The sequence below is a fragment of the Streptomyces sp. 135 genome (assembly GCF_020026305.1).
Lineage (GTDB): Bacteria > Actinomycetota > Actinomycetes > Streptomycetales > Streptomycetaceae > Streptomyces.
Genome location: NZ_CP075691.1, coordinates 6,731,047 through 6,751,590 on the forward strand (window position 1 = coordinate 6,731,047; position 20,544 = coordinate 6,751,590).

Here is a 20,544-nt window from a genome sequence, read left to right on the forward strand (position 1 = left end):
GCACGGCTCAGGAGACGGCGCCGGCCGTGCACCAGGCCGCACGGGTGACCTGCTCGACCACCGACGCCGCGACGCGCGCAGCAGCGCCGACGCGCACGGTCCGCGTCCACCTGAAGCGGCTCCAGCAGACGCTCTGTCCGGCGTGATCAGGTTCTCCTGCGGCATGTTCAGCTGCTCGGCGAGCGCGGAGACCGCGGCCCGCGCGGCGGAGAGCCGCCGCGGCGGCCCGGGTCCGGTCCGCCCAGGAGCGCGGCGGCGGCGGCCCGCTCACCGTCTGCCCCGGCTGCGGCAGCTCCGCGTCGGGCAGCGCCTTGGCGCGGTCCACCGCGGCCTGCCACTGCTCCAGCTGACGGCGCCCCATGCGGTGCCCGAAGCCGGGCAGCCCGGCGAGCGCGTGGACGTTGGGCGGCAGGGCGAGCGCCGCCTCGACGATCGCGCCGTCGCTGAGCACCTTGCCCGGCGAGACGTCACGCCGCTGCGCGATGCGGTCCCGCGCGGTCCACAGCTCCCGTACGACCGCCATCTGCCGGCGCCTGCGCACCTTGTGCATGCCGGACGTCCGGCGCCAGGGGTCCTTGCGGGGCGGCGCGGGCGGCGCGGAGGCGATGGCGTCGAACTCCTCGCGGGCCCACTCCAGCTTGCCCTGCCGGTCCAGTTCCTTCTCCAGGGCGTCGCGCAGGTCGATGAGGAGTTCGACGTCGAGCGCGGCGTACCGCAGCCAGGGCTCGGGCAGCGGCCGGGTCGACCAGTCGACGGCGGAGTGCCCCTTCTCCAGTACGAAGCCGAGTACGCCCTCGACCATCGCGCCGAGCCCCACGCGCGGGAACCCGGCGAGCCGCCCCGCGAGCTCCGTGTCGAAGATCTGCGACGGGACCATGCCTATCTCGCGCAGGCACGGCAGGTCCTGGGTGGCGGCGTGCAGGACCCACTCGGTGTCGCCGATGGCCTCGCCGAGACCCGAGAGGTCGGGACAGGCGACGGGGTCGATGAGCGCGGAGCCCGCGCCCTCGCGGCGGAGCTGCACGAGGTAGGCGCGCTGGCCGTACCGGTAGCCCGACGCGCGTTCGGCGTCCACGGCCACCGGGCCGGTGCCGCGGGCGTACTCGGCGATCACCGCGGCGAGGGATTCCTCGTCGGCGATCACCGGCGGGATGCCGTCACGGGGTTCGAGCAAGGGGGTCGGCAGCCCTTCACAAGCGAGGCCGTCGTCCGGAGGGGCGCCTCCGGTGGTTCGCAGTGAGCTGTCTGCTGCGGTCTCTTGGGCGTCGGTCACCTGTCAAGGGTATCTGTGTATGCACGGCGCCCGTCGACGGAACGTTCCGTCGACGGGCGCGGGAGGGTTGTAAATCAGTCAGTGAATGATTCCGGTACGCAGCGCGACCGCCACCATCCCGGCCCGGTCACCCGTGCCGAGCTTGCGCGCGATCCGGGCGAGGTGACTCTTCACGGTCAGGGCGGACAGGCCCATGGAGACGCCGATGGCCTTGTTGGACTGGCCTTCGGCGACGAGCCTGAGCACCTCGACCTCACGGCCGGACAGCTCGCGGTAACCGCCGGGGTGGCTCGGGGCGCCCGGCGGGCGGCGGTGCATTCGGGCGGCGGCCGAGCCGATGGGAGCGGCGCCGGGGCGGGTGGGGAGTCCGACGTTCGTACGCGTGCCGGTGACGACGTAGCCCTTGACGCCGCCCGCGAGGGCGTTGCGCACGGCACCGATGTCGTCGGCGGCGGAGAGGGCGAGGCCGTTGGGCCAGCCCGCGGCACGGGTCTCGGAGAGGAGCGTCAGGCCGGAGCCGTCGGGGAGATGGACGTCTGCGACGCAGATGTCCCGGGGGTTGCCGATGCGGGGACGAGCCTCAGCGATGGACGAGGCCTCGATGACGTCGCGTACACCGAGCGCCCACAGGTGGCGGGTGACGGTGGAACGGACGCGGGGGTCGGCCACGACGACCATGGCGGTCGGCTTGTTCGGGCGGTAGGCGACCAGGCTTGCGGGCTGCTCGAGGAGAACGGACACCAGGCCTCCTGGTGGGGGCGGGACGGGACCGGCTCGGGGATGAAGCCGGGACGAACCGTGCTTTCAAGGTCACAAACCTCTTCGGCAGCAAACCCGCCCGCCTTTAGGGAATGATCACGATTTGGTGAGAGCCAATCGGGGCAATTCGGACACACACTCGACCGTCCGGAGAACGACCGAACAAGCCGCCGTCCGGGCGACCCACGCACAGCGGCCCCGCGGCGGTGAGCCGCGGGGCCGAGAAGACCGGTTGAGCCGTCAGGGAGCGAGTGGCCCCCGACGCTGCGGAAGGGAGACGACGGAGCCGTCCCCCGACCCGTTCCCGGGGCCGGCCGGCGGCAGCCCGGCGATCTGGCAGAGCAACTCGCACCACGCGGCGAGATGCGCCCCGGTGTCCGGCACCCCGCCGCCGCCCTCCCGGGGGGTCCACGACGCCCGGATCTCGATCTGCGAGGCGGGCGGCCGCTCCGCGAGCCCCCCGAAGTAGTACGACCCCGCACGCGTCACCGTGCCGCTGGCCTCACCCACGGAGAGCCCCCGCGAGTGCAGCGCGCCGGTCAGCCACGACCAGCACACCTCCGGAAGCAGCGGGTCCGCCGCCATCTCCGGCTCCAGCTCCGCCCGCACCAGCGTGACGAGCCGGAAGGTGCCCTGCCAGGCGTCGTGCCCCGCCGGATCGTGCAGCAGCACGAGCCGCCCGTCCGCGAGGTCCTCCTCGCCGGCCACGACCGCCGCCTCCAGCGCGTACGCGTACGGCGCGAGCCGCTGCGGCGCCCGCGTCGCATCGATCTCGATCTCCGGCCGCAGCCGTGCCCCCCGCAGCGCCTCGACCGCCGCGCGGAAGGCCCGCGGAGCCGAATCCGCCACCTTCCCCTCCGAACCGTCCATCTCTCCAGCGCCGTCCGACCGTTGTCCCTGAGCCGCAGCCATGCGGGGAAGGTTAAGGGGAACGGCGCCTTCGCGCAGGGAGAGACACCCGTGAGGGGGTCCCCGGTCAACGTGCGAGACTTTCCGCGTGAGTGCCAACAACAGCCAGAGCCCCGCGGGCCGGCAGAACGCAGCGACGTACGACTCCGCCTTCATGAAGGCGTGCAGGCGCGAGGCCGTGCCGCACACGCCGGTCTGGTTCATGCGGCAGGCGGGGCGCTCACTGCCCGAGTACCGCAAGGTCCGCGAGGGCACCGCCATGCTGGAGTCCTGCATGCGGCCCGACCTGGTCACCGAGATCACGCTCCAGCCGGTGCGCCGCCACAACGTGGACGCCGCGATCTACTTCAGCGACATCGTCGTACCGCTGAAGGCGATCGGCATCGACCTCGACATCAAGCCCGGCATCGGCCCGGTCGTCGAGAACCCCATCCGCTCGCGCGCCGACCTCGCGCGGCTGCGGGACCTCACCCCCGAGGACGTGCACTACGTCACCGAGGCGATCGGGATGCTGACGGGTGAGCTCGGCGCCACCCCGCTCATCGGGTTCGCGGGCGCGCCTTTCACCCTCGCGAGTTACCTCGTGGAGGGCGGCCCGAGCCGCAACCACGAGCACACCAAGGCGCTCATGTACGGCGACCCGCAGCTCTGGGCGGACCTGCTCGACCGGCTCGCGGAGATCACCGCGGCCTTCCTGAAGGTGCAGATCGAGGCGGGCGCGAGCGCCGTACAGCTCTTCGACTCGTGGGTGGGCGCGCTCTCGCCCGCCGACTACCGGCACTCGGTGATGCCCGCGTCGGCGAAGGTCTTCGACGCCGTCGCCTCGTACGGCGTGCCCCGGATCCACTTCGGCGTCGGCACGGGCGAGCTGCTCGGGGCCATGGGCGAGGCCGGCGCGGATGTCGTCGGCGTCGACTGGCGCGTGCCGATGGACGAGGCGGCGCGCCGCGTCGGTCCCGGCAAGGCGCTCCAGGGCAACCTCGACCCCGCCGTCCTCTTCTCCACGCGCGAGGCCGTCGAGGCGAAGACGGACGAGGTGCTCGCCGCAGCGAGCGGCCTGGAGGGCCACGTCTTCAACCTCGGCCACGGCGTCCTGCCGACCACGGACCCCGAGGCGCTGACCAGGCTCGTGGAGTACGTCCACACGCGTACCGCTGTCTGAAGAATGTCCTGAAAGGGTCCCTGTCCGGCCGGACAGGGACCCTTTTGACGTGGCGGTACGTCATGGAACGCTCGTGCCGCGGCTCCCGGCGGCCGGCGCGGGGCGCGGGTCGCCGTCCGAGGCCCAGAGCGCGGCCAGCGACTCCCGCAGGGTGAACCGCGGGCGCCAGCCCAGCTCCCACTCCGCGGCGGTGACGTCCGAGCACTGCCAGGGCGCCGCCGTCGGCTTACCTGCCTGGCCGAGCGTCTCCTCGACGTCACCGGTGAAGCCCGCCGCGTCCGCCAGGCCCCGCGCCAGGTCGCGCGCCGGGCGGCCCGCCCGCTGCCGATGTTCAGCAGGCGCGGCAGCCGCCCCGGCAGGGCCAGCGCCAGCGCCACGGCCTGCGCGACATCGCGTACGTCGACGAAGTCCTGCCGCGCGGAGAGGTCGCCGACCCGCACCGTGCCGTGCGGGGTGCGCGCGACGGCCCGGCTCAGCTCGGCGGTGAGGCGACCCGGCAGCCCGGCCGGGGGCGCGCCGGGGCCCACCGGGTCGGTGACCCGCAGCACCAGGGCGTCGATCCGGGCCTCCAGGACGGCGAGGGTGCCGGCCAGCTTGGTGGCGCCGTAGAGGGCGGTCGGGCGGGCGGGGGCGTCCTCCGCGGTGCGCTCGCCGACGCCCCTCGGGCCGTACTCGGCCGCCGAGCCGAGGTGCACCAGGCGCGCGCTCGGCGACGCGGTCCGCAGGGCCTGGCAGAGGACCGCCGGGCCGCGGGAGTTGACCCCGGCGAGGTTCAGGGCGGTGCCGGTGACCGTGCCCGCGCAGTTGACCACGGCGTCCGGCGCCGCCCGGCCGAGCTGCTCGGCGAGCGCGTCGGCGGTGATGGTGGCGAGGTCGATCCGGTGGTCGTCGACGGGCGCGCGGCCCCCGCGCAGCAGCCGTACGCCCGGCAGGGCGCGCAGCCGCTCGGCGACGTGCCCGCCCAGGTATCCGGTGGAGCCCAGAAGGAGTATGCGCACGGCGTCCTCACGCTCCCTTGAGGAGCGAGGCGGGAGCGCCGGGCGGCGACGGTACGGGAAGCGATGCGCCGGCGCCGGGAGCCGCCACTCGCGCGGTGTGATTCATGTGGTGTGTGGTCCCCTCCACGGTCGGGCCGCGGGGGTGTCTCCACCCCGCGGGCCCGCCCCCAAACGGCACGGTCACCTGTCGCGGTGTGTGTCCGTGCCGCTCTGACGCGTCACATAGTGGGGCCCGCCTGTGGAGTGTGTGCCGATTCTGTGAAAGGTGGCGGAAAAGAGGTGGGACGTCCTCGGGGGTGCGCCGTGAGGGGCGCCGGGAAGCGCGACGCGCCCCGGAAGCGGAGCTTCCAGGGCGCCGTGGCCGCTCAGAGGGGTCGCCCGTGCCCGCGCCACGGGTGGCTGCCGGATACACGCGCCCACCGTGGGCGGGCTCCCACGGAGCGGGAAACGAGAGCGGCCCGAACCGCATGGAATCAGCCAACCGGGCCGACTCGCCGGACGGCTGCCATTCTCCCGGAAAGCCCGTACTGACCTGCACGGCAAGCGCGTTCCGCGCCGCGGGGCCGGGGCGCGGAACAGGGCGTATTCGTGGAACAGGGCGTATTCAGGGTCTCAGGCCGTGTCCGCCCGTACCGCCGCCACCGCCTTGCGCGCCGCCACCAGGATCGGATCCCACACCGGCGAGAACGGGGGCGCGTACCCGAGGTCGAGCGCCGTCATCTGCTCCACCGTCATCCCCGCCGTCAGCGCGACCGCCGCGACGTCGACCCGCTTGCCGGCGCCCTCGCGCCCCACGATCTGCACGCCGAGGAGCCGGCCCGTGCGCCGCTCGGCCAGCATCTTCACCGTCATCAGGGCCGCGCCCGGGTAGTAACCGGCCCGGCTCGTCGACTCGATGGTCACCGCCACGAACCGCAGCCCGGCCGCCAGCGCGTCCTTCTCGCGCAGGCCCGTACGCGCGATCTCCAGGTCGCACACCTTGCTGACGGCCGTGCCGACGACGCCGGGGAAGGTCGCGTAACTCCCGCCCACGTTCGAGCCGATGACCTGTCCGTGCTTGTTCGCGTGCGTGCCGAGGGCGATGTGCCGCTCCCGCCCCGACATCAGGTCGAGGACCTCCACGCAGTCCCCGCCCGCCCAGATGTCCTCGTGGCCGCGCACCCGCATCGCGAGGTCCGTCAGCAGGCCGCCGTGCTCGCCCAGCGGCAGCCCCGCCGCACGCGCCAGCTCGGTCTCGGGGCGCACCCCGACCCCGAGGATCACCACGTCCGCCGGGTACTCGGCGTCCTCCGTGGCCACCGCGGCGACCCGGCCGTCCTCGCCCGTGAGGATCTTGGTGACCTCGGCGTCGTTCACCATCTCGATGCCCATGCCGGTCATCGCCTCGTGCACCAGGCGGCCCATGTCCGGGTCGAGCGTGGACATCGGCTCCTTGCCGCGGTTGACGACCGTCACGTCATAGCCGCGCTGGATCAGCGCCTCCGCCATCTCCACGCCGATGTAACCGGCCCCGACGACCACCGCCCGGCGGCCCTCGGTGCGGGTCAGGGTGTCGATCAGGGTCTGGCCGTCGCCGAGGGTCTGCACGCCGTGCACGCCCGGCGCGTCGACGCCGGGCAGCGGCGGACGCAGGGGCCGGGCGCCGGTGGCGACGACGAGCTTGTCGTACGTCGTCCAGTACTCCTCGCCCGACTCCAGGTCACGGGCGAGCACGCGCCGGCCCTCCACGTCGATCCGCCGCGCCTCGGTGCGCATCCGCAGGTCGATCGCGCGTTCCCGGTGCTCCTCGGGCGTACGCGCGACCAGATCGTCCCGGTCGCCGACGGAGCCGCCCACCCAGTACGGGATGCCGCAGGCGGAGTACGAGGTGAAGCCGCCGCGTTCGAACGCGACGATCTCCAACTCGTCCGGGCCCTTGAGCCTGCGTGCCTGTGACGCCGCGGACATGCCGGCCGCGTCGCCCCCGATGATCACCAGTCGCTCTCGTGTGCTGCTCATGCGGACACGCTACGGGGGTGGCAGCGGGGCGGTGGTGGCGCGGTGATGTCGTCTGCCGGTCTGTGGTGGCCGGCCGCGCAGTTCCCCGCGCCCCTTATGGGGCGCTGTCCGGTCCGGGGCGCGTTGCTCGGCGGCGTACCACCCGCAGCCACAGCAGGAGCAGCAGCGCGGCGACCGCCGCGAACGGCAGGGCCGCGGCCAGCGCGACGGCGATCCAGCGCAGCCCCGTCACGAACGCGTCCCAGCCGCCCGCGAGCGCGTCACCGAACGTCGGGTCGTCGTCCCCGCCGCCGCCCTCCCGTGCGCCCTCCGTGAGGGACAGGGTGATCGTCGCCATGCTCGTGCGGTCCTTCAGCGAGGCCCGCTGCGCGAGCAGCGACTCCAGGTCGGCCTGACGGGTGCTCAACTCCCCTTCCAGGGTGACCACATCACTCAGCTTCGTCGCCTTGTCCATCAGCTCCCGTACGCGCGCCACGCTCGCCCGCTGGGACTTGACGCGGCTCTCGACGTCGACGACCCGGTCGGTGACGTCCTGCGCCTTGACCTCGCGGCCGAGCAGCTTGCCGGTGCCTTCGAGGGCGTGCAGGACGTCCTCGTACGCCTCCTGCGGGACCCGCAGGACGACGCGGGAGCGCTCGCGGCCCCCGCCGTCGCGCGAGGTGCTCTCGTTCCCCACGAGGCCGCCCGCGTCCTCGGCCGCCGCCCGGGCCTCGCCCAGCGCCTTGTGGACGTCCTTGACGCGGACGGTGAGCGTGGCGGTGTGGACGACGTGCGTGCCGGTGAGCTTCGGGGGCTTTCGCCCGCCCGGCTTGCCGCCCCGCGCGCCGCCGGTGTCCTTGGCGCCCTCCGGGCCGGCCAGTCCGGCTGCCGCCGCCTTGTCGTTCCCCGCGCCACTGCTGTCGCTGTCGCCGCCCGCCGTGCAGCCGGTGAGCGCGAGCGCGCCCGCCAGCAGGAACCCCGAGAGGGCACGGACCGCGCCGTGCCTGGTCGTGCGGTGACGAGACGTGCTGGATGTGTGCATCGGCGTACCCCCGAGAGACGTGGCCAGTGATGCTCCTACGACGCCGGCGAGGCCGCGACGGTGGTTGCCGACCGGTCCCGATGCGGTCACGGTCGGGACTCGGCGATCCGAGAGAGCGCGGTCTGAGAGAGTGGGCACATGCGCGAAACGGACACACGTACGGGTGCGGGCACAGGCACCGGCCACGCCGTCGTCATCGGCGGCGGGATCGCCGGCCTCGCCGCCGCACACCGGCTCCTTGCCACCGCCCGGACGAGCCGTGTGACCGTCCTGGAGGCCTCCGACCGGCTCGGCGGCAAGTTGCACGCCGGGGAGATCGCCGGCGTCGGCGTCGACCTCGGCGCCGAGTCGATGCTCGCCCGCCGCCCGGAGGCCGTCGCGCTCGCCCGCGAGGTCGGCCTCGACGGCCGGCTCCAGCCGCCCGCCACCGCCACCGCCTCGATCTGGACCCGCGGCGCCCTGCGCCCCATGCCCAAGGGCCACGTCATGGGCGTGCCCGGCGACGCCTCCACCCTCGCCGGGGTCCTCTCCGAAGAGGGCCTGCGCCGCATCGAGCGGGACCGCGAGCTGCCCCCCACCGAGGTCGGCGACGACGTCGCCGTCGGTGAGTACGTCGCCGCACGCCTCGGCCGCGAGGTCGTCGACCGCCTCGTGGAGCCCCTGCTCGGCGGGGTCTACGCGGGCGACGCGTACCGCATCTCGATGCGCTCGGCCGTCCCGCAGCTCTTCGAGGCCGCCCGCACCCACGCCTCCCTCACGGAGGGCGTCCGCGACATCCAGGCGCGCGCCGCCCGGAACCAACAGACCGGCCCCGTCTTCATGGGCATCGACGGCGGCATCGGACAGCTGCCGCTCGCCGTCGCCGATTCGGTACGCGCGCGTGGCGCACGCATCCTGACCGGCACACCGGTCACCGGGCTGCACCGCACGGGGGAGCGCTGGCGCGTGGTCACCGACAGCGGCGTCCACGAGGCCGACGCCGTCGTCCTCGCCCTGCCCGCGCCCGCCGCCGCGCGGCTCCTGGCCGCCGAGTCGCCCGCCGCGGCCGCCGAGCTGCGCACCGTCGAGTACGCCTCCATGGCGCTGATCACCCTCGCGTACAAGCGCGCCGAGGCCGACCTCCCCGAAGGCAGCGGCTTCCTCGTGCCGCCCGTCGACGGGCACACCATCAAGGCGTCCACCTTCGCGAGCCGCAAGTGGGGCTGGATCGACCGGCAGGACCCCGACCTGCTGGTCCTGCGCACCTCCGTCGGGCGGTACGGCGACACGGCGGTCCTGGAGAAGGACGACGCCGACCTCGTCGACATCTCCCGCCACGACCTGCGCGAGGCCACCGGGCTGAGCGCCACGCCCGTCGCCTCCCGCGTCACCCGCTGGGACGACGGCCTCCCGCAGTACCCCGTAGGCCACCACGCGCGCGTGGCCCGCGTCCGCGCCCACGTGGCCGCGCTGCCCGGCCTCGCGGTCTGCGGAGCGGCGTACGACGGCGTCGGCATCCCCGCGTGCGTCGCGAGCGCCAACGCTGCCGTCGACCAGCTGGCCGGTGACCTCGCCGGTGTGGAGGAGCTCACCCGCAACCCGGTGCAGAGCCTGCACGGCGGCGGAGGAGAATAGCCCCATGAGTGACGACGCCCCCGCCAAGACCCCCAACGCAGGCAAGAAGGCCAAGGACCTCAACGAGGTCATCCGCTACACCCTGTGGTCGGTCTTCAAGCTGCGTGACGTGCTTCCGGAGAACCGCGACGGCTACGCCGACGAGGTCCAGGAGCTGTTCGACCAGCTCGCCGCCAAGGACATCACCGTCCGCGGCACCTACGACGTCTCCGGCCTGCGCGCCGACGCCGACGTCATGATCTGGTGGCACGCCGAGACCGCCGACGAGCTCCAGGAGGCCTACAACCTCTTCCGCCGCACGAGGCTCGGCCGCGCCCTGGAGCCGGTCTGGTCGAACATGGCGCTGCACCGCCCCGCCGAGTTCAACAAGTCGCACATCCCGGCCTTCCTGGCCGACGAGACGCCGCGCGACTACGTCAGCGTCTACCCCTTCGTGCGCTCCTACGACTGGTACCTGCTGCCCGACGAGGACCGCCGCCGCATGCTCGCCGACCACGGCAAGATGGCCCGCGGCTACCCCGACGTGCGCGCCAACACCGTCGCCTCGTTCTCCCTCGGCGACTATGAATGGCTGCTGGCCTTCGAGGCCGACGAGCTGTACCGCATCGTCGACCTGATGCGTCACCTGCGCGCCTCCGAGGCCCGCATGCACGTACGCGAAGAGGTGCCGTTCTACACCGGCCGCCGCAAGTCCGTCGCGGAGCTGGTGGCGGGTCTCGCCTAGCCGCAACCGGTAATTCGCTTGCCGCGTCCCGCCCCGCGCGGGTTTCATCGAGAGGTCGGGCCCACCAGGGTCCGGCCTCTCGTGCGTCGATCGCATGCTCATATGTGTCCATACGCGGACAGAAAGCCGGTGAGTGTATGCCCAGGGCCCTGCGGAACAGCTCGAAGTCAGCCCCTTCCGCATCGCTCAGGAGTCACTCCAGCCATGTCCCGCGACACATCTCGCAACAGATCCCGGCGGGCCCGCACTGAGGCGCGCGCCGAGTCCTTCCGCTGCCTGCACTGCGGCCTCGACGTACCGATGGCCGCACCCGGCACCGACCACCGCAACCACTGCCCGACCTGCCTGTGGAGCCGTCACCTCGACGACACCCCGGGCGACCGGGCCGCTGACTGCGGCGCCCGGATGGAACCCCTCGCCATCTCCGTGCGGGGAGACGGCGAATGGGTCCTCGTCCACCGCTGCACCCACTGCGGCGTCCTGCACGCCAACCGCACCGCGGGCGACGACAACGCCCTGCCGCTGACGCGGCTCGCGGTGCGCCCGCTCGCCCGGCCGCCGTTCCCGCTGGAGCGGCTCGGGGCGCTGTGACCGGCCGGGGGCGGCCGACCTAGCGCTCCCTGGGCAGGACCCTAGCCCGGACACCGGACGTCGGTTCCGGCTCCTTGTGCGGCGCGCACGCGGCGTGCCGCACCGGGAGGCGGCCCTCCAGGAGGTACGCCTCCAGGTACCCGTTGACACAGCGGTTGGGGCCGCCGCCGATGCCGTGCGTGCCCGCGTCCCGCTCGGTGACGAGGACCGAACCGGACAGCCGGCGGTGCAGCTCCAGCGCGCCGCCGTACGGGGTCGCCGCGTCGCGCTCGGCGGCCAGGATCAGCGTCGGGGCCAGCGTGCCCTTCGCCGCTCCCACGTCGACCGGGCGCTGCCGGGGCGCGGACCAGTAGGCGCACGGCAGGTTCATCCAGGCGTTGTCCCACGTCTCGAAGGGCGCGATACGGGCCAGGGCGGTGTTGTCGCGGTCCCAGGTGGCGAAGTCCGTCGGCCACGGCGCGTCGTTGCACTCGACGGCCGTGTAGACGGCGTTGCCGTTCTCCTCCTCGACCGCCGCCCGTGGCTCGGGCGCGGCCTGCTGGATCAGCGGCCTGGCGTCGCCCTTCAGATACGCGGAGAGCGCCTTGGCGCGGGAGGGCCAGTAGTCGTCGTAGTACCCGGCCGTGAGGTAGGCGGCCTGGAGCTGGCCGGGGCCGACCTTGCCGCCGGCGGGCTTGCGGGCCAGCTCGGCGCGCACCTTCTCGTAGTTGCGGAGCACCTCATCGGGCGTCTTGCCCAGGTGGTACGTCCTGTCGTGCTTGGCGACCCAGGCGCGGAAGTCAGCCCAGCGCCGTTCGAAGGCCGCCGACTGGTCGAGGTTGTTGCGGTACCAGATCTGCGAGGGGGCGGGGTTGACCGCCGAGTCGAAGACCATGCGGCGCACGTGCGCCGGGAAGAGCGTCGCGTACACCGCCCCGAAGTAGGTGCCGTACGACGCCCCCATGAACGTCAGCTTCCGCTGGCCGAGCGCGGCCCGCAGCACATCGAGGTCGCGCGCGTTGTTCAGCGTCGTGTAGTGCCGCAGCCCCGGATTGCGGGCGGCGCACCCGCGCGCGTACGCCTTCGCCTGGGCGATGCGCTCACGCTTGAACGACGGGTCGGGGTAGCTCTGCGACTGCGTGGGCGCCTTGGTGAACTCCTTCGGGTCCTGGCAGGACAGCGGCGCCGAGCGGCCGACACCGCGCGGCGCGTACCCGACGAAGTCGTACGCCGCCGCGAGCCGCTTCCACTCGGGCATGAGGCCCATCAGCGGGAAGTACATGCCGGAGGCGCCGGGGCCGCCCGGGTTGAAGACGAGGGCGCCCTGCCGCGCGAGGGGCCGCTTCGCCGACGTGCCCGTCGCCTTGGCGCGGCTGACGGTCAGTCTGATCTGCGGGCCGTACGGACGGGCGTAGTCCAGCGGTACGGAGACCGTGCCGCAGCGGAGGAACGAGGGCAGGTCCTCGGCCTTGGCGCAGGCGCGCCAGCGGATACCGGCGGCCTCGGCGCGCTGCGCGGCGACGGCGGTGCCACGGGTCTCGGGGGCGGGCGGGGCGGCGCCCGCGCTTCCCGCGGGAGCGGCGACGAGGGCCGTCAGGACCAGGGATCCGGCGGTTCCATAGCGGGCGGCTGCTGCTCTCATCGCGCTTCTCCACCTCTTCTGTCCGGCCGGGCGCTCCAGTTGATGCGCTCCGGATGACGTCCGAACCTCAGGACGTTCGAACAAAAGGGATGATTCGTGTGATTATCGACGAAGTAAAGCACCGACCGCCGGTGTCGGACCCGGCGTCGCATCAATGCCCCCCGTGCGCGGCTCCCGGGCCGCGACGGGTGGAGAGGGCCGCCCGCAGGCCAGGATCGGCGACGGCACCGACCCCGCGCACGGCCACCGCGGTGAGGTGGTCGTCGCGGGTGGACAGCGCGCCCAGCAGTCGCCGGCCCGCGGGGGAGGCCCAGCGCGGGTACGGATGGACCTCCACGCGTGCGATCACCAGGCAGCCCACGCACAGCAGCAGCGGAAGACCGAACCAGACGGCCACCGGCACCTGCCCCGCGCCCCCGCGCGTCTGACCCGGCATCAGTACCGCCGCGGCGCCGAGCGCCAGCACCACCACCGTCGCGGCCCGCACCTGGCGCACGGCGGCCGCGACACCCGAGGCGACGCCGTCCGGCACGGCGAGACCCGCGCCGACCAGCCGGTCCGCGAGCGCCCGTACGGCATCGGCGGTGGCCGCGCCCCGGCGTATCGGGGCTATCCGGGCCTGGCCCGCCGGGCCGATCGCGCCGAGCACGGAACGCTCCATCGCGTCGCGGCCCACCGGATCGACCACGGTCGCCCAGCCGGTGTGCGCGATGAGCAGCCGCCGTGTCCGCGCCATCGCCACGAGCGTCACGTCGACGACGCGGGCGGGGCCGCCGGCGAGGAACGCGGCCTCGTACAGGGTGAGTTCGTACCCGGAAGGCGCGCCCGCCTCCTGGTCGGCGGCGCGGCTCGCGGTCAGACAGAGCCGGCCGCAGGCAAGGCCGGTCACGGCAGAGGCGAGGAGAAGCAAGGGGACCCAGAACATGGCGGTTTTCTATGCGAAGGCGCCCCCGCGCGCCACAGCCTATTCGCCATGCGGACGCGGGGTGACGGGTGGGTAACGTTCCGCTTGAGCCCCGGGGTCCGGCGCGTCCGGCTTCGGGCGGGACGCGGCGGGCGGCAGCGGGAAGGCAGGGGACGGGGTGACCGGCGCAGCCGGGGCCGGTGACGCGGTCGGGCCGGGCGGCGCGGGGGAGCGGGTCAGGGGTGGCGGGCCCGTGGTCGCGGCGTCCCGCGCGAGGCCCTCGAAGTCGACGAGGCCGGTCTCCTCAAGGACCGTGATGTGGTCGAGGACGGTGGTGTTCGCGTCATCGGCCAGGGCGCGCACCAGCGAGTTGCGGGTGTTCGCCCGGACCTCCGCCACCACGGAGAAGACCTTGCCGTGCGCGCGGCGCAGGATGTTCGCGAACTTCTCGTCGTACGTCTCGCCGCGCGCACGGCTCAGCTCCGTGAGCCACCGGCGCTGCCGGGAGTCCGGCTGGCTCGGCAGTTCGAGGCCGAGCCGGGCCGCGACCTCGCGTACGCGGGCGTCGAGGAAGGTGTGGCCCTCGACGAGGTGCTCGCCCGCGGTCCGCACCGCCTTGGTGGTGCCGCGCTCCTCGGCCTGCTGCCCGGCGGGCAGCTCCCACAGGCCCGCGAGGCGCACCATCGCGATGAAGTCCCGGTCCAGGGCGGACAGCGGCCCGAAGTCGGTCGGCACTGTCTCGGCGTTCAGTCTGTCGAGGCCGGTTCCGGAGCGGTCCGCGTAGGACCAGAGCGGGAAGAGCAGCGCGGCCAGGGTCGCGACGAGTCCCGCGACGATGAGGCCGGTTCCGTTGATGGCGGGGAATCGCATGGTGCCTCCAGTTGCGGCACCGCACGTTGGTGCGCCTCGGGCACGGGAGGATGCGTTACGGCGTGCGGTACGCCAACTGCCGTATGCCTGAGGCGGGTTGCTCTCCGGGGTGTACGCCCGTCAGGAGGAGGACGAGCTGCCGCAACTGGACCCGCCGCCGGAGCCGGAGGAGCCGCTGGAACAGGAGGACCCGCCGGAGGAGCCGCTTGAGCAGGAGGAGCCGCTGGAACAGGAGGACCCGCCCCCGCCGCCGGAGCACGCCGACCCGCCCCCGCCGCCCGAACACGCCGAGCCGCCGCCTCCACCGCCCCCGGAGCCCGAGCACACGAAGCCGCCGCCCCCGCCGCCCGAGGAGCACCAGACCACCGCTGCCGCACCCCACAGATGCGGGCCCGGGAGCAGGGCGGGTTGCGCCCCCGCGGCGGACCGCCCGCGACCGCGTCCGAGCCGCGCGGCGGCGACCAGCTGCGCCCGCAGATCGGGGTGGGCGGCGGCCAGACCCCGGGTCGCCACGAGGTGCGCCGCCCCCGTGAGATGGCCGGCCGAGGCGACGTACGCGGCGAGGGCACGGCGTCCGGCACCGGTGAGCTGCTTCTCGCATACCGCCGAGCAGATCAGCGTCACGGCGAAGTTGAGGACGAGCACGGGCACCAGGGCGAGGATGCCGTCCATCGTGCGGTCGGCGCCCCCGAACTCGTCGGCCCCGCCCGCGTACTGCGCCACCGTCAGCATCGCCGCCACCAGGAACCCGAGGAAGCCCACGAAGAGCTGCGTCAGGGCCCAGCGCAGGCCGGTGCGGCGCGGCCCCGGCCGCATGACGAGGCCGCGCGCCGCGAGCGCGTCGCCCGTCTCCTGCACCGGACGGCTGCGCAGCACGGCCGCCCGCAGCCAGTGCAGCGAGCCGTGCGGAGCCGCCGCATGGGCGTCGACGACCGCCTGCTCGACGGCGTTCCTGGCGGTGGGCCGCGGCATGCCGACGACGCCGGGCCCGGCCACCACCAGGCGGCCGTCCTCGTGCAGACCCGCGATCACCGCGTCGGCGACCCGCGCGGGACCGCCCGAGAGGAACGCGGCCTCCGCCGTGCCGCGGACGAAGGCGACCTCGTCGTCGTGGCCGCCGGCCGGGACCTGGGCGCTGCCGGCCGCCACGACGGCCCTGATCAGCGCGGCGCAGGAGAGCGCGACGGCGATCGTGTAGATGATGCCCGCGATGCTCATGGCGTCACCGCCCCAGCAGGACGCGGCGGGTGGCGTGCAGCAGCCGGGCGACGGGCCGCCGGGACAGCGGCGCCGGGCCCGAGCGCTCCAGCCACCAGTCGCCCAGCCGCCGCCGCGCCTCGGCGTCGGCATCGGCGTCGGCACTCACGGGCTGCCCCGCGAGCAGCAGGTGCCCGGCGAAGGCCAGCGCGTCCTGGCGGTAGCCGCCCGTCATGGGCCGGGCCCTGGCGTAGTCGAGGAAGGCGGAACGGTACGCCGCGCCGAGGATGTCCGGCAGCTCGGGCGCGACCTTCGCGACCACGTCGGCCCGCTTGGCGGCCAGCGCGCGACTCTGCACCTTCAGGCGCGCGTGGTCGAAGCCCTCGGGCGCCGGGGTGCCGGCGACGAGCGCGGAGAGCAGGGCGGCCTGGGCGACGGCGGTGCGCTGCCGGGCGGCGGCGGGGGCCGGCGGAACCGGTGCGCGAGTGCCCGGCGGATCCGCGGGCAGCTCGCCCGAGGCCTTCACCGTGGCCCGTATCGCGTCCAGCTCCCGCTCCAGCTCGGCCGGTCCGGGGAAGTTCTCGTCCCGCTCCAGGAGCACGCCCGGCGGCGTCACCCGCGAGGCGAGACCGGCCAGGATCGCCAGGACCGGCTCGGGCACGGGGTGCGCGTGGCTGTCGTGCCAGACGCCGTCCCGCTCGAAGCCGCCCGCGACATGGACGTACGCGATGGCCTCGACCGGCAGCTCGTCGAGCGCCTCGGCCGGGTCCTCGCCGCGGTTGACGTGGTTGGTGTGGAGATTGGCGACGTCGATGAGGAGACGTACGCCGGTCCGCTCGACCAGCTCGTACAGGAACTGCCCCTCCGTCATCTCCTCGCCCGGCCAGGAGATCAGCGCCGCGATGTTCTCCACGGCGAGCGGCACGGGCAGCGCGTCCTGCGCGATACGGATGTTCTCGCAGAGCACGTCGAGCGCGTCACGGGTGCGCGGCACCGGCAGCAGATGCCCGGCCTCCAGGGGCTGCGTGGCGGTCAGGTCGCCCCCGCCGCGCACGAACGCGATGTGCTCGCTGACCAGCGGCGAGTCCAGGGCCACCGCCCGCTCGGCGAGCGCGGCCAGGCGCCCCTCGTCGGGGCGGTCCGCGCCGCCGAGCCCCAGCGAGACGCCGTGCGGCACGACGCTCACGCCGCGCTCGCGCAGCCGCACCAGCGAGTCGGGCAGATGCCCCGGGCAGACGTTCTCCGCGACGGCCTCCACCCAGTCGATGCCCGGCATCGCCTCCACGGCGTCCGCGATCTCGGGCCGCCAGCCGATGCCCGTGCCAAGTCGCCGCATGTCGCTCCCCCTGGTCGTCCCCCTGGAGCCCCGTCCCCCGGTCCCCCGTCCCCAGCACTTTCACCCGGGCGGCACCGGCCGAACCCTCACAGGGAGACGTTCAGAGCTACATTTGAGGTTCCGGCCGACCGGTGTTGACCTGGCCCGGTGGCGCCGGCGAGGGCCGGGACGTGGTGGACACCTCGCCGCGGGGCCCGGCGGGAACCGGCTCGCGGGGCGTGGTGCCCGAGGGCGGGGGAGGCCCGGTGGGCACGGCGGTGGCGTTCGACGCGGCGCCGTTCGCGATCCCGTCGAAGTCGACGAGCCCGGTGGCCTCCAGCATCGTGATGTGGTCCAGGACGGTCTGGTTGGCGTCGGTGGCGAGCTGCCGGATCAGGGTGTTGCGGGTGGTGTCGCGCACCTGGGCGATCACGCTGAAGACCTTGCCGTGCGCGACGCGCAGCAGGTTCGCGAACTTCCGCTGATACGTCTCGCCGCTCGCCTCGGTCAACTCCTTGAGCCAGCCCTGCTGTTGCTCCGTCGGCTGGTTGGGCAGCTCCACGCCGAGCCGCGCGGCGACGCCCCGCACCCGCTGGTCGAGGTCGGTGTGGCCGACGATGAGATGGTCACCCGCCTCCTTGATCGCCTCGGTGGGCGCGCGCTCCATGGCCTGCTGCCCCGCGGGTATCTCCCAGAGCCCGGCGAGCCGCACCTTCACCAGCAGGTCACGGTCGGCGGCCGAGAGCGGCCCCCACTGGGTGGCCACGGTCCCGGCGGCCAGCTCGGCGGGTCCGGTGCCGGAGCGGTCGGCGTACGACCACACGGGGAACGCGATCGCGCCCAGTGTGGCGACGAGTGCCGCGATGATCAGAGCCGTGCCGTTGACGCGCCGCAAGGTGCCTCCCGTGGTGCTCCGTGTCGCCGGTGGTACCGGGGAGTACGGAAGATACGGGCGGGGCGTTCAACGGCGCGAGAGGTTGACCGATTTGGACGCGGGCGCTCGGTGGCGGCACACCCCGGGCGTACCGCCACCGGTCACGGCCGGGCCCGGCGCAGGGCCGGGTGGTCGGCGACCACCGTGCAGGACCCCGGCGCGATCTCCGTGAAGCCCGCGTCACGGACCACCGGCAGGCCGCTCGCGGTGAGTTCGCGCCAGTGGGCGGGGCCGGGCGTGCGCACGGAGAGCGGGAAACCGGCGTCGCGCCAGGCGGTGCGGTCCTCGGCCGACAGCTCCCACCAGGCCAGTTGGGCGCCGTGGCCCGCCTGGGCCATGGCCTTGCCCGCCGACATCGCGACGTCGGGGCTCATCCACAGGACGGGGTGCGTCGGGTCGGCGCCGGCCGGGGGCTCCGGGTCGTCCAGGTCCGTGCCGGAGACCTGGAGGCGGGCCAGGTCCTTGGGCCAGCCGTCCAGCGGCACCGGCGGGAAGACGCGGACCTCCGCCGACTTGCCGGTGACCGTGATGCCGGGCAGCGCCTCGGCCCTGCGCCACTCGGCGCCGCGCGCCCGGCGCACCACCTTGCGGATGCGGGCGTCCTGCCAGTCGCGCATCGCCCGCGCCCACTCGCCGTCCCCGGTGGAGCGCTCGTCGCCAAGGATCACGAGGACCGCGCGGGCGGCGGTCTCCAGGGCGTCCGTGCGGGCCGGGAGAGCGGCGCGCTCGATGCGGGCGACGAGGGGCAGCACGAACTGCGGGGCCTCGTCACGCGCGGTGCTCGCGTGACGGAAGGGGCTGTCGGGGGCGTCGGAGGTGCCCGGGGTGCCGGAAGCGGGGGTGGTGGTCGTCTCGTCGCTGCTCACGGGGCAAGTCTGCCAGGCGGGCGGCGCCGCCCGGCCGGGGCTCCGGGCGCTCCCCGGGGAGCCCGTGCGCGAGGATGGCCCGCATGGAACGTGATCTCGCGGTGCGGCTCGGCGGGGTGGGCCGGCGCTATGGCGTGCGGGGCCCGTGGGTGCTGCGCGGCGTCGACCTCGGCATCGGCGCGGGCACGCTGGTACGCGTGGAAGGCGCCAACGGCAGTGGGAAGTCGACCCTGTTGAGGATCCTCGCCGGTATCGACGCCCCCTCGGAGGGGCGGGTGAGCGGACGTCCGCGCACGGCGTTCGTACCGGAACGCTTCCCCGCCGCGATGCCGTTCACCGCGCTCGGCTACCTCACGCACATGGCCCGCGTGCACGGCCTCGCGCGGGGCGCGGCGGAGCGGAGCGCGGAGCAGTGGCTGGAGCGCTTCGGCGCGGGCGGCTTCCTGCGGACGCCCCTCTCGCACCTGTCCAAGGGCAGCAGCCAGAAGGTCGCCGTGGCCCAGGCCCTGGTGGCAGCCCCCGACCTGCTGGTGCTCGACGAGGCGTGGACCGGCCTGGACACCGCCGCCCGCGCGGAACTGGACCGCGCGGTGGCCGAGCGCACGGCCGCGGGCGGCTCCGTCGTCTTCGTCGACCACGACCCGCGCCGCCTCGCGGGTGCGGTCGAGGAGGCGTACGCGGTGGACGGGACGGCGGTGAAACGACGTACGCCCGGCGGGACGGCACCAACGGCCGGGGACCGGGAGTCCGCGATGCGGCGCGGCCCCACGGTCGTCATCGTCACGCGCGGCCCGCACGGCGCGGAGCTGCCGGGGCCGGTCGCCGCGGTGGCGGTGGAGACGACGGCCGACGCGCACGCCCAGGCTTCTTCGTACGAGGGGGCTTCGTACGAGGCGACTGACGCTCCGGCGGCCGGGAGGATCACGCGGCTCATGGTCCCGGAGAGCCACTCGGACCTCGTCCTGCGGGAACTGCTGACGGCGCGGCCGCCCTGGCACGTGGTGACGGTGGAACGCGCGCCGGTGGTCCCCGGCCCGGCCCCGGCCCCTGAGGCTGACGGGCGGGCCCACCGATGAGCGCCCTCCTCCACTACCAACTCGCCCTGCTGGCCCGGTCGCAGCGGTGGCTGGCTCCGGTGATCCTGTACGCCGTCTTCCTCGCCGTCGGCGTCCAGGGCGGGCAGCCCATCCTGGACTCGCTCGCGTACGCCGCCGCGGCGCTGCTGCCGGTGGCCGCCTGGCTGGTGCGGATCTGCGTGAGCAACGAACCGCCCGCGGCGCGCACGTGCTCCGCCGCCGCGGCCGGGCCCGCGCGGGCCCACCTCGCCGCGCTGCTGGCCGCGTTCCTCGCGGCGGCCGCGCTCGGGTCCTCGCGGTGCTCGTCGTGACGGTGATCAGCGACGCGGGGAGCACCAACGGACGGCTGCCGGTGGCGCGCCTGGCCGCGGGCGCCGCCGGGCTGCTGGCGATGCTGGTCAGCGCGTCGCTCGGGACCGCCGTCGGGGCGCTCACCGCGTGGCCGCTGCTGCGCTCGGCGGGCAAGGCGGTGCCGGCGATGCTGCTCGGCGCGCTGTTCCTGCTGGTCACCACCGGTTCCCCGGCCCAGATGGTGCTGACCGCTCTGACCACGGGCTCGCGGGAGGGGGTCGTACCGTGGCCGCTGGGCGCGTCCGCCGGGGCGTTCGCCGTGGCGGTGGCGGCGGTGTGGACGGCCTGCGCGCTCACGTCGCGGCGGTCCTGACGGCGCTTGGCAGGGCCTGGCAGGGGCGGGCGCGGGCCGGGCCCCAGC

16 protein-coding genes and 4 pseudogenes are annotated in these 20,544 nt (G+C 74.4%); 6 read left to right on the plus strand and 14 right to left on the minus strand.

Annotation, left to right across the window (positions count from 1 at the left end; all coding sequences use genetic code 11):
- Positions 1-7: 7 nt before the first annotated feature.
- From KKZ08_RS38750 to KKZ08_RS30285, 4 genes and pseudogenes are all read right to left on the minus strand, one after another.
- A pseudogene (locus KKZ08_RS38750) lies at positions 8-184 on the minus strand (hypothetical protein); the annotation flags it as partial.
- Positions 136-1,273 (minus strand): annotated as a pseudogene (locus tag KKZ08_RS30275) (HRDC domain-containing protein); the annotation flags it as partial. The pseudogenes KKZ08_RS30275 and KKZ08_RS38750, both read right to left, overlap by 49 nt.
- 78 nt (positions 1,274-1,351) lie before the next feature.
- Complete coding sequence (locus KKZ08_RS30280) at positions 1,352-2,014, minus strand: response regulator transcription factor (RefSeq protein WP_030687574.1); 663 nt, start codon at positions 2,012-2,014, stop codon at positions 1,352-1,354.
- Positions 2,015-2,272: 258 nt separating this feature from the next.
- Complete coding sequence (locus tag KKZ08_RS30285; RefSeq protein ID WP_223777444.1) at positions 2,273-2,944, minus strand: DUF3000 domain-containing protein; 672 nt, start codon at positions 2,942-2,944, stop codon at positions 2,273-2,275.
- Positions 2,945-3,029: 85 nt separating this feature from the next.
- Here KKZ08_RS30285 and hemE point away from each other — a divergent pair, with 85 nt between their 5' ends.
- A complete protein-coding gene (hemE, locus tag KKZ08_RS30290) occupies positions 3,030-4,103 on the plus strand; it encodes a uroporphyrinogen decarboxylase (RefSeq protein ID WP_223777445.1) in 1,074 nt (357 codons plus the stop codon).
- Between the two features lie 383 nt (positions 4,104-4,486).
- Here the strand turns inward: hemE and KKZ08_RS30295 are convergent.
- The 3 genes and pseudogenes from KKZ08_RS30295 to KKZ08_RS30305 form a co-directional block, all read right to left on the minus strand.
- Positions 4,487-5,101: pseudogene (locus KKZ08_RS30295) on the minus strand (NAD-dependent epimerase/dehydratase family protein); the annotation flags it as partial.
- Positions 5,102-5,713: 612 nt separating this feature from the next.
- On the minus strand, positions 5,714-7,099 hold the full coding sequence (locus tag KKZ08_RS30300; RefSeq protein ID WP_223777446.1) for an FAD-dependent oxidoreductase: 1,386 nt from the start codon (positions 7,097-7,099) through the stop codon (positions 5,714-5,716).
- Between the two features lie 94 nt (positions 7,100-7,193).
- The gene (locus tag KKZ08_RS30305) at positions 7,194-8,120 is read right to left on the minus strand and encodes a DUF4349 domain-containing protein (protein WP_223777447.1); all 927 of its coding nucleotides are present in this window, start codon (positions 8,118-8,120) and stop codon (positions 7,194-7,196) included.
- A 138-nt stretch (positions 8,121-8,258) separates the two neighbouring features.
- Here KKZ08_RS30305 and hemG point away from each other — a divergent pair, with 138 nt between their 5' ends.
- From hemG to KKZ08_RS30320, 3 genes are all read left to right on the plus strand, one after another.
- Complete coding sequence (hemG, locus tag KKZ08_RS30310; protein WP_223777448.1) at positions 8,259-9,734, plus strand: protoporphyrinogen oxidase; 1,476 nt, start codon at positions 8,259-8,261, stop codon at positions 9,732-9,734.
- A 4-nt stretch (positions 9,735-9,738) separates the two neighbouring features.
- Positions 9,739-10,458, plus strand: a complete 720-nt coding sequence (hemQ, locus tag KKZ08_RS30315) for a hydrogen peroxide-dependent heme synthase (protein ID WP_223777449.1) — start codon at positions 9,739-9,741, stop codon at positions 10,456-10,458.
- 204 nt (positions 10,459-10,662) lie between these two features.
- Complete coding sequence (locus KKZ08_RS30320; protein ID WP_223777450.1) at positions 10,663-11,049, plus strand: RNHCP domain-containing protein; 387 nt, start codon at positions 10,663-10,665, stop codon at positions 11,047-11,049.
- Between the two features lie 19 nt (positions 11,050-11,068).
- Here KKZ08_RS30320 and KKZ08_RS30325 read toward each other — a convergent pair whose 3' ends face one another.
- The 7 genes from KKZ08_RS30325 to KKZ08_RS30355 all read right to left on the minus strand — a co-directional run bounded on the left by KKZ08_RS30325 (position 11,069) and on the right by KKZ08_RS30355 (position 18,756).
- On the minus strand, positions 11,069-12,670 hold the full coding sequence (locus tag KKZ08_RS30325) for an alpha/beta hydrolase (protein WP_223777451.1): 1,602 nt from the start codon (positions 12,668-12,670) through the stop codon (positions 11,069-11,071).
- A 151-nt stretch (positions 12,671-12,821) separates the two neighbouring features.
- A complete protein-coding gene (locus tag KKZ08_RS30330) occupies positions 12,822-13,595 on the minus strand; it encodes a TIGR04222 domain-containing membrane protein (protein ID WP_223777452.1) in 774 nt (257 codons plus the stop codon).
- 39 nt (positions 13,596-13,634) lie between these two features.
- A complete protein-coding gene (locus tag KKZ08_RS30335) occupies positions 13,635-14,444 on the minus strand; it encodes a DUF4142 domain-containing protein (protein ID WP_223777453.1) in 810 nt (269 codons plus the stop codon).
- Between the two features lie 120 nt (positions 14,445-14,564).
- A complete protein-coding gene (locus tag KKZ08_RS30340) occupies positions 14,565-15,662 on the minus strand; it encodes a TIGR04222 domain-containing membrane protein (RefSeq protein WP_223777454.1) in 1,098 nt (365 codons plus the stop codon).
- A gap of 4 nt (positions 15,663-15,666) precedes the next feature.
- Complete coding sequence (locus KKZ08_RS30345; RefSeq protein ID WP_223777455.1) at positions 15,667-16,977, minus strand: DUF692 domain-containing protein; 1,311 nt, start codon at positions 16,975-16,977, stop codon at positions 15,667-15,669.
- Between the two features lie 106 nt (positions 16,978-17,083).
- Positions 17,084-17,851, minus strand: a complete 768-nt coding sequence (locus KKZ08_RS30350) for a DUF4142 domain-containing protein (protein ID WP_223777456.1) — start codon at positions 17,849-17,851, stop codon at positions 17,084-17,086.
- A gap of 140 nt (positions 17,852-17,991) precedes the next feature.
- Positions 17,992-18,756 carry an aminoacyl-tRNA hydrolase gene (locus KKZ08_RS30355; RefSeq protein WP_223777457.1) on the minus strand — a complete coding sequence of 255 codons (765 nt, stop codon included), beginning with the start codon at positions 18,754-18,756 and terminating at the stop codon, positions 17,992-17,994.
- Positions 18,757-18,839: 83 nt separating this feature from the next.
- On the opposite strand from KKZ08_RS30355, the gene KKZ08_RS30360 reads away from it, so the two are divergent.
- Together KKZ08_RS30360 and KKZ08_RS30365 are read left to right on the plus strand one after the other, a co-directional pair.
- Entirely contained in the window at positions 18,840-19,832 is a 993-nt protein-coding gene (locus KKZ08_RS30360; RefSeq protein WP_223777458.1) for an ATP-binding cassette domain-containing protein, read from the plus strand.
- Positions 19,829-20,496, plus strand: a pseudogene (locus KKZ08_RS30365) (ABC transporter). Before KKZ08_RS30360 ends, KKZ08_RS30365 begins: the two are co-directional and overlap by 4 nt.
- Positions 20,497-20,544 lie beyond the last annotated feature (48 nt).